This window comes from Erythrobacter sp. JB3-1 (assembly GCF_057364995.1).
This window is the reverse complement of sequence record NZ_CP200289.1, coordinates 2374046-2388970: the sequence shown is the minus strand read 5'-3', so window position 1 is coordinate 2388970 and position 14925 is coordinate 2374046. Positions and strand designations below refer to the sequence as shown.

The window sequence follows — 14925 nt, the reverse complement described above, 5'->3', positions numbered from 1 at the left end:
TATGGCCCGCATTCTGATCGTCGAAGCGCGTTTCTATGCGCATCTTAATGACATGCTGATCGCTGGCGCGAAGGCCGCGATTGAGGCTGCGGGGCATGAGGCAGAAGTGCTCACCGTGCCTGGAGCTCTAGAAATCCCGGGCGCAATTGCGCTGGCCGCGGAAGGCGGAGGCTATGACGCCTTCGTCGCAATCGGCGTGGTGATCCGCGGCGAAACCTATCACTTTGAGATCGTGGCTGGGGAAAGCGCGCGGGCGATCATGGCGCTGACCATGGATGGTATTCCAATCGGCAATGGCATCATCACCACTGAAAACGAGGCGCAAGCGCTGGAACGCGCCAATCCCGCAGCCAAGGATAAAGGCGGTGAAGCGGCGAAAGCGGCTCTGGCTTTGCTGGAGCTGACTGAGAGGTTCCCCCGCTAATCCCACCCTATAGGAAGCTGTCCCAACCTCGAATTATCGGACGAAAACTACGTAGTTTCCCTCTGTAGATTTTATGAAGGCATTAGGTTGAATTAGCAGCCATCAACTCGGCGCGCGTTGCAGTGCGCGGGACGCCGAAAATGACCTTCGAATTGGGATCCATTTATTTTGACCGCTCAAGAGAACGCAATCCAAGCTGAGATTGCGCCGATAATCATGACCCTAGAGGCCCAGCTATCGCATCTCGATAGGATCGGCGCCTTTATTGCCGCAGCACATGTGGATGCCGCGATCACAAAACTGCGCATGGATTTCATGTCAGGAATAGAGGGACCAAAACCGCCCAAACGGCCACATGCGTAATCACACGTAAAGCCAAATGTCTTCGACTCCATTACGGAGAGACATCAGGGCGAAACAGGGTGACCGGGGGCAAACCGTTCAACCAATCTTCAAGCCCATATGTGCAAGGAGGATTGCTTGGTTCGCCCGAGTTTCACATCTCTTACTAAGATCGCACCGAGCTAACCATGGATGGGGCTCGCAGATCACCTTTGTCAGACCGCGACATGTCAGATCGCGATATGTCGGACGGCGACATGTCCGAACAGCGTGTGACAGACAGCGCCCTGACAGGTCATGGTGCAGCGGGTGAGCATGCGCCTTTCGAAAGCAAGAACGGGCCTCGGGCAAGCGCCCCCCAATCCATTGGCGACCTTACACCCGTTGCGGACCAATTGATCGCCATCGCAGAGCAATTGCGCTCCGGCGATCAGGCCGCCGCTTTTGCCTCACTTGCCCACGCCACAGGAAGGGCTAGCGCGAACGCTTGGAATGGAGGCGCCGCTAGCCCAAACCCAGACGCGCCAAAGAGCGCGCCAGCAGACCTGTCAGCCCGGCGGCGCAGCTATGCACTGATGGCGCGCAAGGCCTATGATGTGCGCCGCACACGCGGCACCTTCTTCGGTGATCCTGACCTGTTTGGAGAGCCGGCTTGGGACATCCTGCTCGACCTGTACGTCGCGCATGTCGACGATAAGTCTGTTTCCGTCTCCAGCGCCTGCATCGGCTCTGCCGCGCCGCCCACCACCGGGCTGCGTTGGCTCGGCGTATTGGCGGAGCAAGGCCTCATCCTGCGCGAGCAAGACCCCGAGGATCAGCGCCGCGTTTTGGTGCGCCTGAGCGACACCGGCCTGGCATCGATGGACCGCTACTTCGAAGAGGCGGTGAAGCGCGGCGCGGCTTAGCTACCGCGCCGACGCATCAAACCCGCTGCTGTGAGGTCTACGCGTTCAGCGAACCGAAGCAGCCCATCCCAGCATAGGCAGCGCTCGCTCCCAGCTCTTCCTCAATTCGGATCAACTGGTTGTACTTCGCGAGACGGTCAGAGCGGGCAAGCGAGCCCGTTTTGATCTGCCCGCAATTGGTCGCAACAGCCAGGTCCGCGATGGTGGAATCTTCGGTTTCACCCGAACGGTGGCTCATCACCGAGGTGTAGCTCGCGCGGTGCGCCATATCGACCGCAGCCAGCGTTTCGGTAAGCGTGCCGATCTGGTTGACCTTCACCAGCAGCGAGTTTGCCAGCCCCTTCGCAATGCCCATTTCCAAGCGCGCCGGATTGGTCACGAAGAGATCATCGCCGACCAGTTGAACTTTGTCGCCGACCGCCTGCGTCAGAGCCGCCCAACCGTCAAAGTCATCTTCATCCATACCGTCTTCGATGGAGCGGATCGGATAGTCTGCGCACAGTTTCGCCAGATAGTCGGCCATGCCCGGACCGTCCAGCGAAACGCCCTCGCCCGAGATTTCGTATTTACCGTCGCGGTAAAACTCGGTCGCGGCGCAATCGAGTGCGAGGACCACGTCTTTGCCGGGGGTAAAGCCAGCTTGCTCAACCGAGGCCATGATGAAATCGAGCGCAGCACGCGTGCTCGCAAGATCAGGGGCAAAGCCGCCTTCATCGCCGACGGATGTCGCGAGCCCCTTGTCGGACAGCCCTTTCTTAAGCGTATGAAAAATCTCAGAGCCCCAGCGCACCGCCTCGGCCAAAGTTGGCGCGCCAACTGGCATCACCATGAATTCTTGAATATCGATCGGGTTGTCCGCGTGCTCGCCGCCATTAATGATGTTCATCATCGGCACGGGCAGGCGGTGGGCCGAAACCCCGCCGAGGTATGAGAACAGCGGCAGGCCGCGCGCATTCGCAGCCGCTTTCGCCACAGCCAGGCTGACACCCAGGATCGCGTTCGCGCCAAGGCGGCCCTTGTTCTCTGTTCCATCCAAAGCGATCATCGCCATGTCGATATCGCGCTGATCCTCGGCGTGCAGGCCGTCCAGCATCTCTGCGATCTCACCGTTCACCGCATCAACCGCTTTCAGCACGCCCTTGCCCTTGTAACGCGCCGCATCGCCATCTCTCAGTTCAACCGCTTCATAGGCGCCCGTCGATGCCCCTGAAGGCACCGCAGCCCGGCCAAAGCTGCCGTCATCCAGCAACACATCCACTTCAACGGTTGGGTTGCCCCGGCTGTCCAGAATTTCGCGGCCGTGCAGATCGATAATCGCAGTCATGTTTTGCTCCGGAGAGAATGTGTTGTATATTACTAAGACACCCCCATATAATGGGAGCAGGTGCGCTCTATGCTTCGGATCAATTCCGCGCAAGGCGCGTTGAACTATTGAAGCGAATGTGCCCCTACACATCCGCTGTGAATACGTATCTGGAGGATCAAAACAGACCTATGGCTGACGCAAAGAAGACCAAACCCGCTGCAAAGAGCAGCAAGACCACGGCCAAGAAGGCTCCAGCGAAGAAGGCATCGACTGCCAAGAAGGCTGCACCGAAGAAAACCGGCGCAACCGCGAAATCGGCTGAGAAAATGCCTGCCGTGCCGGTTGAAACTGGCAGCGAGCACCGTACTGAGGCGAAAAGCCGTTTTAACGCAGCGCTAGAAGAGGCCAAAGCAGGCGCAGCCGCACTGCGCGCTGAGGCTGGGACACGCGCTGGATCTTACCGGGAGAATGCAATGAATAAGAGTGACGATTTGGTGGCAGACGCCAAAGCCTATGGCGATCAAGCCAAAACCAAGGCGAGCGAACTGGCCACGGACGGCAAGGCCGCAACCAGCGACGCAATCGCATCAGTTGGCCGCGTTGTTGGCGATACGGCCGCTCAAATCGATGAGCGTTTTGGCGAGCAATATGGCGATTACGCCCGCAAGGCCTCGCGCACTTTGGTCGAAGCATCGGCAAAGCTCGATGCGAAGAGCGTGGATGAGCTGGGCGAAGATGCCCGCGAAATGGTCCGCAAGAGCCCCGGCGTTGCCGTTGGTCTGGCTGCCGTCGCAGGCTTCCTGATCGCGCGCATGTTCCGCGGCTCTAACGATTAATCTGCGCTTGCAAGGGGCTGTGCATGCGCGATGACAAACAGCCAGAACGTCTGGGAGAGGATGAAAATCCTCACCCAGATGCTGCGCCAGCGGGCCTAAGCCCGGTGGGAAGCGAGACTGTGCCTGATGACGTTGACGCCCCCTTGCCCGACAACACAGATGACGATGAATTCAGCGAATCTCTAACCGAAGAGATCGCTGCGCTGATCGATGATGGGCGCACCTATGCCGAGGCAGAGCTCGCGTTTCAGAAACGGCGCGCAGGGCTGGCCGGTCGCAAGGTCGGCGGCGCGATCGCCTTTGCGATCCTGGCGCTTATCCTGCTGCATTTGATGTTCATCGCCTTGGCTGTCGGCATGGTGATTGCACTCGAGCCGTTGGTCACGATCTGGGGCGCGATTGGTATCGTCGTCGGCGTTCTGCTGCTCGGTGTGATCGGACTACTGCTGCTGGTCCGCAGCAATGCTCTGGGCCTCGTCGCGTTGTTCAAAGGCGATTACGAGGCATGAGCAAGCTGGATGAGCAATTCCTTGAAGACCGCGCGCTGCGCGACGCGGCCCTCGCCGCGCTCAAGGATGACATCACCCACCTCAAAACCGGCCTGTCCGGCAAGGGGCTGGCAGAGCGCACCGTCCGCCGCATTGGCACGGGCGCGAAAGACGCGCTGGGCGATGCTGGCGAAGCTGCGAGCGACAATCGCGGCATTATCGCGGCGTTGTTTGGCGCAATCGCTCTGTGGTTTGCGCGCGGCCCCATCCTAGAAGGGCTCGGCCTGGAGCTGATCGGAGCCGGCGAAGACGGTGACGAGATCGAGGATAGCCTTGAGGCAGAAGCCTCAGAAGATGGCGCATTGGATGATGGCGAAGAAATCGCCGAGATTGAGATAGCCGCAGAGGACCCAGCCCCTTCCCCTGAGGATGCGCTCAGCGAGACAATACCCGGAGACGACAATGACTGACACAGCCGACAAGCGCGACGAGCTGCGCGCCAAAATCGAAGCCAGCGAGCGCCGCAATGCGAAGCGCACCATCGGCGATGATGCAGCAGAGGCGGCGAGCGCGGCAGGCGAGTTCATCAAGAAAAACCCCGCTGTGGCGATTGGTGGCGCGGTCGCAGCGGGCCTGGCGATTGGCATGATGACGAAGCCGGGCCGCCAAGCGGCTGGTAAGGCCGCCAAGGGTGCAGTCAACGGCGCGAAGAAAGGCGCGGAGAGCATCAAAACCGCCTCTCTCAATGGTGCCAAGAAACGCAGCAACGAGGTGCTCTCGCTGATCGGCGACGCGGTGATTGCTTACGGAATTAATGCGATCGATAGCGCGATGGACGCCGCGCAAAGCGAGCAGGATGCAATCGAAGACTTGAGTGATGCTGGCACCGCCAAAGCCCGCGAGTTGAAACGCGATGCTAGCCATGTAGTGGGCAGCGCCAGCGATACGACGCGCGCGATCTCTCGCCGGGCGACGCGCAAGGCAGAGCGCGCGGTGCGCGACATCAAGGGCCGCGTCACCCGCTGAGCGCCACGTCGCTCCATGTGTTAATGCGCAGGACTTGCGCGCAGCCACGCTTGCTTTAAGGCGCGCGGAGACATTCTTGCTCCCCAAGGAAAGGCGCCAAACATGGAAGAAACCACTCCAACCCAGAAGCTCCACCTCGTCATGGGTGGCCGCGTGACGGACCCTCGCGGGATCGAGTTCGCCGATCCAGAAAGCATCCACGTTGTCGGCGTTTTCAGCAGCTATGATGCCGCGGAAGAGGCCTGGCGCGCCCAGGCTCAGCGCACCGTCGATGATGCTGAGATGAAATATGTGGTGGTGCACATCCACCACCTACTCACGCCTGACGCCTAAGCGACTTCTCAAGAGTGGGTCCAAGCGCGATGGAATACACCATCCGTCCATACGGCGATGCCGATGCGGATCGGCTCGCCGAAATCATGCAGGCCGCGATCCTTGCAATCGGCTCCCGCGCCTATTCGCCAGAGCAAATTGATGCTTGGGCTGGCCGCGTGCCGGGCGGCGAACGGTTTCGCGAGCGTGTGGCGGCGGGCGCGGCAATCTTCATCGCTGCTGACACAGATGATGTGGCTCAGGCCTATTCGCTGCTGGAGATTTCAGCGGAGGACGGCGGCCACCTCGATCACCTCTATTGCAACCCGGACCACACGCGGCGCGGCCTAGCCGAAGCCGTTCTGAGCGCTGCGGAAAGACACGCACGCGAGCAAGGCATCTTCCGGCTCTTCACCGAGGCAAGCGAACTCGCCCGCGCCGCGTTTGAGCGTGCAGGTTACGTGGTTCAGCATCGCCGTGACTTTAAATTAGACGGCGTGCCAATCCACAACTTCGCCATGGAAAAGCCGCTCACCTAGAGCAGCTTCGCCTGCAGAATTTAGATGAACTCGATCTTGTCGACGAGGTAGAACTTGTCACCAGACGGCACAGTTACTTCGATCTCGTCTTCGACCTGCTTGCCAATCATCGCGCGCGCCAATGGCGAACTGAACGAAATGCGACCGGCGGCGGCATCAGCTTCGGTCTCACCGACGATCTGATACTTGATTGGCTTATCATCATCGTCGAGCAAGGTGACGGTCGCGCCGAATACGATTTTGTCACCGGTAAGCGTCGACGGGTCGATAATCTGAGCGCGGCTGACCTTGCTCTCGATATCGCCAATCATGGCTTCAACTTGGCCCTGACGCTCTTTTGCAGCGTGATATTCCGCGTTCTCCGACAGATCGCCATGCGCACGAGCTTCTTCGATCGCATCAACAATTTTCGGGCGTTCATCACGCAAAGCCTTCAGATCGGTGGTTAGCCGCTCATAGCCCTCAGCCAGCATTGGAACTTTTTCCATCGTCGCCATTCCGTCTCTTTCTATTGACGTAAGTACCCGAAAATATGGGTCATTTCATGCATCACCGCTTCTGCTGAGGCGGCGAGATTGCATCGAAATGTCGGGAAACTTCGCTGTATTACTTAGCTATAATAGTCCTGCAATGCGCGGACTTCAAGCTGGCTTGGCTTTACAGCGCCAATTGCCGCCGCCGCAGCCTTCGATGCGGTGGCCGTCGTGTAGTACGGAACCTTCTTTTCCAAAGCGGTGGCACGGATCGATTTGGAGTCCCGCAGCGATTGCCAACCCTCGGTGGTGTTGAAGATCAGCGCGATCTCGCCATCGATGATCTTATCGACAATATGCGGCTGGCCCTCTGCGACCTTGTTGACCTTCTCAACCGCAAGCCCCTGCTCGGCCAGATAGGTCTGAGTGCCGCCAGTCGCGACCACTTTGAAGCCCTTGTCGATCATGCCGCGCACAGCGGGAACGATCACGCTCTTGTCGCTGTTCTTGACCGAGACAAACACAGTGCCTTCGCGTGGAAGGGTCATGCCCGCGCCCAGCTGCGACTTGAGGAAGGCTGCCTCGAAATTGGTGTCGATGCCCATCACTTCGCCGGTTGATTTCATTTCCGGGGTCAGGATCGGGTCAGCGCCTGGGAAGCGAGCGAATGGGAACACCGCCTCCTTAATCGCCATATAGGGTAGATCGCGGCGGAAGGCTGGGAAGTCCGCCAGTTTCTCGCCCGCCATTATACGCGCAGCGATCTTAGCGACCGGCTGCCCAATGGCTTTGGCCACGAACGGCACCGTGCGGCTGGCGCGCGGGTTCACCTCGATCAAATAGACAACCTGCTTGTCGCCCTCTTCCTTTACCGCGAATTGAATGTTCATCAGGCCGCGCACGCCCAGCGCAAATGCCAGCGCTTCTGCCTGACGCTCCATTTCAGCGATGGTTTCTGGCGGCAGCGAATAGGGCGGCAGTGTGCAGGCGCTATCGCCGGAATGCACGCCCGCCTCTTCGATATGCTGCATGACGGCGGCGACACGCACTTCATCGCCATCGCACAAAGCATCGACATCGCATTCGATCGCATCGCGCAGATATTGGTCGATCAGCACAGGGCTCTCGCCCGAAACGTTGACGGCGGTGTTGATGTAATCATCAAGCTGCGCCTCGGAATCGACGATTTCCATCGCCCGTCCGCCCAGCACATAGGATGGCCTCAGCAGCACCGGATAGCCGATATGCGCTGCGACAGCCGCGGCTTCATCGCGGCTGCGAGCAATGCCATTGGCTGGCTGCTTCAGGTTTAGCTTGTTCACCAGCTTGGCAAAGCGCTCACGGTCTTCGGCCAGATCAATCGCATCGGGCGATGTGCCTAGGATCGGGATGCCCGCATCTTCCAGCGCTTGCGCAAGCTTCAGCGGGGTTTGCCCGCCAAACTGCACGATCACACCCACCAACTCGCCGGTGGATTGTTCAACCCGCAAAATCTCGAGCACATCTTCCGCTGTCAGCGGCTCAAAATAGAGCCGGTCCGATGTGTCGTAGTCGGTCGAAACGGTCTCTGGATTGCAATTGACCATGATGGTCTCAAACCCAACCTCTTCCAGCGCGAAGCAGGCGTGCACGCAGCAATAATCGAACTCGATCCCTTGCCCGATGCGGTTGGGACCGCCGCCGAGAATGACGATCTTCTTGCGATCCGATGGGTCCGCCTCGCACTCCGGCTCTCCAAATGTCGGCGCCTCATAGGTTGAGTACATATAGGCCGTGATCGCCTCAAACTCGGCGGCGCGGCTGTCGATCCGCTTAAACACCGGGCGCACGCCCAGCCGTTCGCGCAGCGCGCGCACTTCGTCTTCGCTCGTCGCCCCGGCCATCGCGTGCAGCGCATCATGCAGCAGCCCGCTGCGTTTCGCCTGCGTCTCTGCCATGCCGCCCGCAACGCCGACGGAACGCACCGCCAAAGTCGCCAGCCGCTTGTCGGAAAAGCCCATCGCTTTGAGCGCGCGCAGCCCGTCCGCATCTTGCGGCAAGCCATTTTGAGCAATGTCATTCTCTGCCGCGACGATCGCCTCAATCTGGCGCAGGAACCACATGTCATATCCGGTGATCGGCTGAATATCTTCGGGCGTCATGCCCTCGCGCATCGCCTGAGCAACGTTCAGCAGGCGGTCCGGTGTGCGCTGACTGAGCGCGGCGGTGACGACATCGCGGCTCACTCCTTCCAGCTCGCGGACGCGGTTGAACCCGTCAAGCCCGGTTTCCAGACCGCGCAATGCCTTTTGCATCGATTCCTGAAAGTTGCGGCCAATCGCCATCACTTCGCCGACCGACTTCATCGCGGTGGAAAGCTTCGCCTCTGACCCTTTGAATTTCTCAAAGGCAAAGCGCGGGATTTTCGTGACGACATAGTCAATCGTCGGTTCAAAGCTGGCCGGGGTCGCGCCGGTGATCTCATTGGTGATCTCGTCCAGCGTGTATCCCACCGCCAATTTCGCCGCGACGCGGGCAATCGGGAAGCCGGTGGCTTTGGAAGCCAGCGCGGATGAGCGCGACACGCGCGGGTTCATCTCGATCACGATCAGGCGGCCATCCTTGGGATTGACCGCAAACTGCACGTTCGACCCACCGGTTTCCACGCCAATCTCGCGCAACACATTGAGGCTGGCCGTGCGCATGATCTGATATTCTTTGTCGGTCAGCGTCAGCGCCGGGGCGACCGTGATGCTGTCTCCAGTGTGCACGCCCATCGCATCGACATTTTCAATCGAGCAGATGATGATGCAATTGTCCTTGCGGTCGCGCACGACCTCCATCTCATATTCTTTCCAACCGAGCAGCGATTCCTCGATCAGAACCTCGGTGGTGGGCGATGCGTCGAGCCCTTCGGAGACGATCTTGTCGAACTCCGCCTTGTTATAGGCGATGCCGCCGCCTGTGCCGCCAAGCGTGAAGCTGGGCCGGATGATCGATGGCAGACCAGTGCGCTCCAGAATTTCGCGCGCTTCCTCCAGCGTATTGGCGACGCCGCTACGCGCGCTTTCTAGGCCGATGGCATCCATCGCATCGCGGAAGCGCTGGCGGTTCTCCGCCTTGTCGATCGCATCTGCCTTCGCGCCGATCATCTCAACGCCAAATTTCTCCAGCGTGCCATCCGCATCCAGCGCGAGCGCACAGTTAAGCGCCGTTTGCCCGCCCATCGTCGGCAGCAAGGCCATTTTCTCATCGGGATGCGCCGCGCGCTCTTTCTCGATGATCTTGGTGACGATCTCTGGCGTGATCGGCTCCACATAGGTGCGGTCGGCAAATTCCGGATCGGTCATGATCGTGGCCGGATTGGAATTGACCAGAATGACCCGGTACCCTTCCTCTTTCAGCGCCTTAATCGCCTGAGTGCCCGAGTAATCGAACTCGCACGCCTGACCGATGATGATCGGCCCGGCACCAATGACGAGAATGGAGGATATGTCGCTGCGTTTGGGCATCTAGGCGTGACCCTTAAAAGGATGGTTGTGGTAGGTGAGAGGCATGGCGGCGGTGATCATCCGTCATTGCCCCAATCTCTAAGGCGTAGACCGACATCTTCGGCTGAGCGGATACAGGCGACCTTCTCTTCAGACAGTTTCGGGTCCACTATCGTGAGCAATGAAACGCCATCGGTCGCCTGCGAATAAATCGTCCGGCCAAGCTGGCACTGATCAACAATCGCCTGGAGCACATTCTTCGGCTCGCGGTAATATTGGTCCGCACCCGCTGTTCCAGGAATGCCCCCGCCAGAGTGAATTTCGATCTGGTAACGCGCGGTGGCCGGGATAGCATCATCATGCATGGCCGCGTCATAGTCTTCGACCAGATATTGCTCTTGCTTCGCCGGCGCGGCGCAGGCTGAACCGCTGACGAACAATGCCGCGCATATGCAGGAGAGCAGGAGCTTTGTGCAATTTAGCATGGTTAGCCCTCTGCCTCTGCCGCTTCGGCGTCGCCACCGCTTGAATTCTGAAGCTTGAAACTGATCAGGCGCATTCCCGGCTTTTGCATGGCGCAACCGGTGGACAGCACCTGATTACCCGGCATGGCCTCGCCGCGCACGCGGTAAAGCGAGGGATCGTCGCCAAAATAAAACGCGCCGTCTTCGGTCACGCTCAGCTCCATAAAAGCGGCGACAGGCGGCGCAGTCGCGCCAAAGGCAGACGTCCGCAGCGAGCCGCGCGAGTCCCCGGAGGCCGGAACAATCATCTCATTGATCGCCATCAGCTCCATCTTGGTGATGTCGAACGCATAGGTCGGTACGACCTGCCCCTCTGCCGCCTCCAGCAATTGCTTCACTTCAACTTTGCCAGACAAACGCGCCGCGCATTCCTCAGCGGTCTCCTCAACCTCACGCCAATCTTTGTTTGCGAAGGGGTTATCGCAGGCGGAAAGGAGCAAAAGGCTGACCAAGAGTGCAAAGCGAGGGTCCGTGGAGTTCACCCCAAGTCCCCAACGAATTTCTCAAACAGGTAGAAGCTGTCTTGTGGGCCCGGCGAGGCCTCTGGGTGGTATTGCACGCCGAATGCACGCTTGCCCTTAACCGCGATACCGCAATTGGAGCCATCGAACAGCGATACGTGTGTCTGCTCAAGCGTGTCCGGCAGACTATCTGCATCCACCGCAAAACCGTGGTTCATGCTGGTGATCTCGACCAGCTCGAGTGTCTCGCCCCAGCCTTCGCCCACGCGTTGAACCGGGTGGTTCGCGCCGCGGTGGCCCTGGTGCATTTTCACCGTCTTTGCGCCTGCGGCCAGCGCCAGCATCTGGTGGCCCAAGCAAATGCCGAACAGCGGCATATCACGCTCCAGCAGAGCCTTGATCACCGGCACCGCGAACTCGCCCGTTGCCGCCGGATCGCCCGGCCCGTTGGACAGGAATACGCCGTCCGGTGATAGCGCGAGAATATCCTCCAGTGAGGTCTGCGCGGGCACCACGGTCACTTTCGCGCCGGCCCGCACCAGATTGCGGAAGATGTTGTCCTTCGCTCCGTAATCAATCGCAACCACATGCGGGGTCGCGTCAAACGCCGCGCGGCCATAACCGTGGCCCAGGCGCCAATATCCGCCTTCCCAGTTCTCTTGCGCCTCGCGAGAGACGCGGCTGGCGAGGTCCATGCCCTCTAGCCCAGCCCAATCCTGCGCGCGCTTGATCAATGCTGGAATGTCGAACGTGCCACTGGGCGAATGCGAGATCACGGCGTTGGGCGCGCCGGACAGGCGGATGCGGCGGGTCAGCGCGCGGGTATCAACCCCTGCCAGACCGATCTTGCCATTGGCCGTCATCCATTCGGTAAAGCGTTCGGCGGAACGGAAGTTTGATGGCTCTGTCACATCCTCGCGCACCACGCAGCCAACCGCGCCCTCAACCTGGCTTTCGATGTCTTCGCCATTGGTGCCGACATTGCCGATATGCGGGAAAGTGAACGTCACGATCTGCGCCGCATAGCTGGGATCAGTCATCACCTCTTGATAGCCGGTCATCGACGTGTTGAAGCAGACCTCGCCGACGTTTTCACCGGCGGCGCCAAAGCCGCGTCCCCAGATCACCGAACCATCGGCCAAAACAAGGACTCCCGTCGCGCCGGTGGGTTGCGCGCGAGAAGATGCGGTGTCGGCCATAGGGCGCTCCGAGTCAGTGGTTTCCAGCAATGTCGCTAAGACCCAGCAGCTAGGGCGCAGTGGCCGCCACGTCAACCTAGTCGAGCGGGCTGAAACACGTTAGAGCGCGGCCAAACACTCAATCATCCACAGCTTAGACGAAAAGAAGACCCAGACGATGCCTGAAGGTACCATGCGCGACACAATTAAGGCGGCCACGATTACTGCAATGAAAGCGGGCGAAAAGGAACGCACAGCGACCCTGCGCCAGATCTCGGCCAAGATTAAGGATCGCGACATTGAAATGCGCACATCGGGCAAAGAGACACCGGATGATGAGCTGGTGACCTCAGTCCTGCAGAAAATGGCGAAGCAACGGCGCGAATCGATCACCATGTATGAGGACGGCGGACGCGCGGAACTGGCCGCGAAGGAACAGGCAGAGCTGAGCATCATCGAAGAATTCCTGCCGACGATGATGAGCGAGGAAAAAACCGCCGCCGCCATCGCCGCGATCAAGGCAGAGCTTGGCGCGGACAGCATGAAAGATATGGGCCGGGTCATGGGCGAGCTGAAAAAGCGCCACGGCGCGCTGCTCGATGGCGGAATGGCGAGCGGGCTGGTTAAGGCGGCGCTTTCTTAGGGCGCGATCACGCACAGATTGTTCCACAAGCCGCGCTTGATTGCGGCGGCGACTAGGCGCATTTTCCTCTTATGGCACTTTCCCCGCAATGGCTGGACGAACTGCGCGCGCGGGTGACGCTGTCGACGGTCATCATGCGCACCGACAAGCTGCAAAAGGCCGGGCGCGAATGGAAGGCCTGCTGCCCGTTTCACGACGAGAAATCGCCCAGCTTTACGGTCAATGATCAAAAGGGCTTCTACCACTGCTTTGGCTGCGGTGCGCATGGCGATGTGATCCGGTGGATGACTGACCAGCGCGGCATGGGCTTTATGGATGCGGTGAAGGAACTGGCGGCCGAGGCCGGGATGGAAGTTCCCGCGCCAGACCCCGTGGCGGCAAAGAAGGCGGAAAAGCGCGCCAGCCTGATCGATGTGACTACCGACGCGCAGCAATGGTTTATGGACAATCTGCGCAGCGGATCGAGCGGAGAGGTGCGCGAGGCTCAGGAATATCTGAAAGGCCGCGGTCTCACCCGCCAAGTGCTGGATGAATTCGGCTTCGGCTATGCGCCTGAAAACAAACAGGCACTCGCTGGTGCGCTATCCAAGTTTGACGAGACGATGCTGGTCGAGACCGGCATGCGGATCGCCACCGATGACGGCACCAAATACGATCGGTTCCGGGGCCGCATCATGCTGCCGATTCAGGACGCACGCGGGCGGGTGATCGCCTTTGGCGGGCGCATTCTGGGCAAGCGTGATGGCATTGCGAAATACCTCAATTCGCCGGACACCCCGCTGTTCGATAAAGGCCGTACTCTCTACAATCTGCACCGCGCCTCCCCCGCCTCTCGGCAAACGGACCGGGTGATCGTGGTCGAAGGCTATATGGACGTGGTCGCCCTGGCGCAGGCCGGATTTGAGGACGCCGTCGCCCCACTCGGCACGGCGCTGACCGAGATGCGGCTGGAAATGCTGTGGCGCATGGTCGAAGTGCCGACCCTGTGCTTTGATGGCGACAATGCGGGACAAAAGGCGGCGATGCGCGCAATTGGCCGCGCTTTACCGATGCTTGCGCCGGGGCGTTCGCTCAACATTGTGCGCCTGCCCAGCGGCATGGACCCAGATGATCTGATCGCCAAAAGCGGCCCGCAGGCGATGGAGAAATTGCTGAGCGAACCCGCCAGCCTGCTAGAAACTTTGTGGCAATTTGAGCGCGATGCGCAGCCTCTCGATAGTCCCGAAGCCAAGGCGGGTCTTAAGAAACGCCTGCTCGATCATGTCGACACCATCGGGCACGGCGACATTGCGGCCCTTTACCGCCGCGAATTGCTAGACCGTTATTCCGCCTTTGCCTTCCCGCCAAGGGAACAGCGCGGCGGATCGGGCTCGAACTGGCGCAGCGGAAGAGGAAGTGGCGGCCGCCAAGGCTTTGGCAAACCGCGCAATCCAACTTTATCGGCGGAGGCGCGCGGCCAGTTGCAACGCGCCATGTCTGGCGGGATGCGGGACGCTCTATCGCGCGCCGTAATCGCTGGCCTTGTCCGTCATCCAAACGAGATTTCGCGCCACTCAGAGGCGCTCACACGGCTCGCTCAGCTCGACCCGAAAACAAATGATCTGGTGGAATCCTTGTTCGAACTTGCAGAAACGCTTGATTCGGGTGGCACAAACGCCATATCAGAGGCGCAAGGCCTTCCCGCCCCACCGGACGATAGTCGTTATGCTTTCCTCAGAGAAGGCACCACACCGAGTGATGCGAGCGAGGAATTGGCTGAAGCTGTGTCGTTACTGGTCGAAAGACCTGCGCTGGATGCTGCGCTATTGGCAACCATCGCTAGGTTTGACGAAGACCCTGAGGGATCGATGGCTGAGCAAGCCCGGTTACGACAAAGCCAGACATTATTGAATGATCGATTGAAGGCCTTCGGGCGCCGCAAGGCCGCACAAGCGGCGACAACAGATTTAACCTCGACGCCAGATGACGATCCGGCGAGCGACTTTAGAACGGACTAAT

16 protein-coding genes are annotated in these 14925 nt (G+C 59.8%); 10 read left to right on the top strand and 6 right to left on the bottom strand.

Going from position 1 to position 14925, the window contains the following annotated elements; genetic code table 11:
• Position 1: 1 nt before the first annotated feature.
• Both ribH and AC0V6M_RS11310 read left to right on the top strand, forming a co-directional pair.
• Positions 2-424, top strand: coding sequence for a 6,7-dimethyl-8-ribityllumazine synthase (ribH, locus tag AC0V6M_RS11315; protein ID WP_486138905.1), 423 nt, complete (start codon positions 2-4; stop codon positions 422-424).
• 569 nt (positions 425-993) lie between these two features.
• Complete coding sequence (locus AC0V6M_RS11310) at positions 994-1671, top strand: MarR family transcriptional regulator (RefSeq protein WP_486138904.1); 678 nt, start codon at positions 994-996, stop codon at positions 1669-1671.
• Between the two features lie 37 nt (positions 1672-1708).
• Here the strand turns inward: AC0V6M_RS11310 and eno are convergent, their stop codons facing one another.
• Positions 1709-2995, bottom strand: coding sequence for a phosphopyruvate hydratase (gene eno, locus AC0V6M_RS11305; protein WP_486138903.1), 1287 nt, complete (start codon positions 2993-2995; stop codon positions 1709-1711).
• A gap of 170 nt (positions 2996-3165) precedes the next feature.
• Here eno and AC0V6M_RS11300 point away from each other — a divergent pair, with 170 nt between their 5' ends.
• From AC0V6M_RS11300 to AC0V6M_RS11275, 6 genes are all read left to right on the top strand, one after another.
• Positions 3166-3813, top strand: coding sequence for a hypothetical protein (locus AC0V6M_RS11300; protein WP_486138902.1), 648 nt, complete (start codon positions 3166-3168; stop codon positions 3811-3813).
• A gap of 23 nt (positions 3814-3836) precedes the next feature.
• Entirely contained in the window at positions 3837-4322 is a 486-nt protein-coding gene (locus AC0V6M_RS11295) for a phage holin family protein (RefSeq protein ID WP_486138901.1), read from the top strand.
• On the top strand, positions 4319-4771 hold the full coding sequence (locus AC0V6M_RS11290) for a hypothetical protein (RefSeq protein ID WP_486138900.1): 453 nt from the start codon (positions 4319-4321) through the stop codon (positions 4769-4771). The genes AC0V6M_RS11295 and AC0V6M_RS11290 overlap by 4 nt, the downstream gene beginning before the upstream one ends.
• The gene (locus tag AC0V6M_RS11285) at positions 4764-5327 is read left to right on the top strand and encodes a hypothetical protein (protein ID WP_486138899.1); all 564 of its coding nucleotides are present in this window, start codon (positions 4764-4766) and stop codon (positions 5325-5327) included. Before AC0V6M_RS11290 ends, AC0V6M_RS11285 begins: the two co-directional genes overlap by 8 nt.
• A gap of 102 nt (positions 5328-5429) precedes the next feature.
• A complete protein-coding gene (locus tag AC0V6M_RS11280; protein ID WP_486138898.1) occupies positions 5430-5660 on the top strand; it encodes a DUF4170 domain-containing protein in 231 nt (76 codons plus the stop codon).
• Between the two features lie 29 nt (positions 5661-5689).
• Positions 5690-6178, top strand: a complete 489-nt coding sequence (locus AC0V6M_RS11275; protein ID WP_486138897.1) for a GNAT family N-acetyltransferase — start codon at positions 5690-5692, stop codon at positions 6176-6178.
• A gap of 20 nt (positions 6179-6198) precedes the next feature.
• On the opposite strand, the gene greA is transcribed toward AC0V6M_RS11275, so the two are convergent.
• From greA to carA, 5 genes are all read right to left on the bottom strand, one after another.
• Positions 6199-6675: a transcription elongation factor GreA gene (greA, locus tag AC0V6M_RS11270; protein ID WP_486138896.1), complete on the bottom strand. Its 477-nt coding sequence runs from the start codon at positions 6673-6675 to the stop codon at positions 6199-6201.
• A gap of 113 nt (positions 6676-6788) precedes the next feature.
• On the bottom strand, positions 6789-10142 hold the full coding sequence (gene carB, locus AC0V6M_RS11265) for a carbamoyl-phosphate synthase large subunit (protein WP_486138895.1): 3354 nt from the start codon (positions 10140-10142) through the stop codon (positions 6789-6791).
• 56 nt (positions 10143-10198) lie between these two features.
• Complete coding sequence (locus tag AC0V6M_RS11260; RefSeq protein ID WP_486138894.1) at positions 10199-10606, bottom strand: hypothetical protein; 408 nt, start codon at positions 10604-10606, stop codon at positions 10199-10201.
• Between the two features lie 2 nt (positions 10607-10608).
• Positions 10609-11127, bottom strand: coding sequence for a hypothetical protein (locus AC0V6M_RS11255; protein ID WP_486138893.1), 519 nt, complete (start codon positions 11125-11127; stop codon positions 10609-10611).
• Positions 11124-12305, bottom strand: coding sequence for a glutamine-hydrolyzing carbamoyl-phosphate synthase small subunit (gene carA / locus AC0V6M_RS11250; protein WP_486138892.1), 1182 nt, complete (start codon positions 12303-12305; stop codon positions 11124-11126). The genes AC0V6M_RS11255 and carA overlap by 4 nt, the downstream gene beginning before the upstream one ends.
• Before the next feature lie 157 nt (positions 12306-12462).
• Here carA and AC0V6M_RS11245 point away from each other — a divergent pair, with 157 nt between their 5' ends.
• Together AC0V6M_RS11245 and dnaG are read left to right on the top strand one after the other, a co-directional pair.
• On the top strand, positions 12463-12927 hold the full coding sequence (locus AC0V6M_RS11245; RefSeq protein WP_486138891.1) for a GatB/YqeY domain-containing protein: 465 nt from the start codon (positions 12463-12465) through the stop codon (positions 12925-12927).
• A 71-nt stretch (positions 12928-12998) separates the two neighbouring features.
• Complete coding sequence (dnaG, locus tag AC0V6M_RS11240) at positions 12999-14924, top strand: DNA primase (protein WP_486138890.1); 1926 nt, start codon at positions 12999-13001, stop codon at positions 14922-14924.
• Position 14925 lies beyond the last annotated feature (1 nt).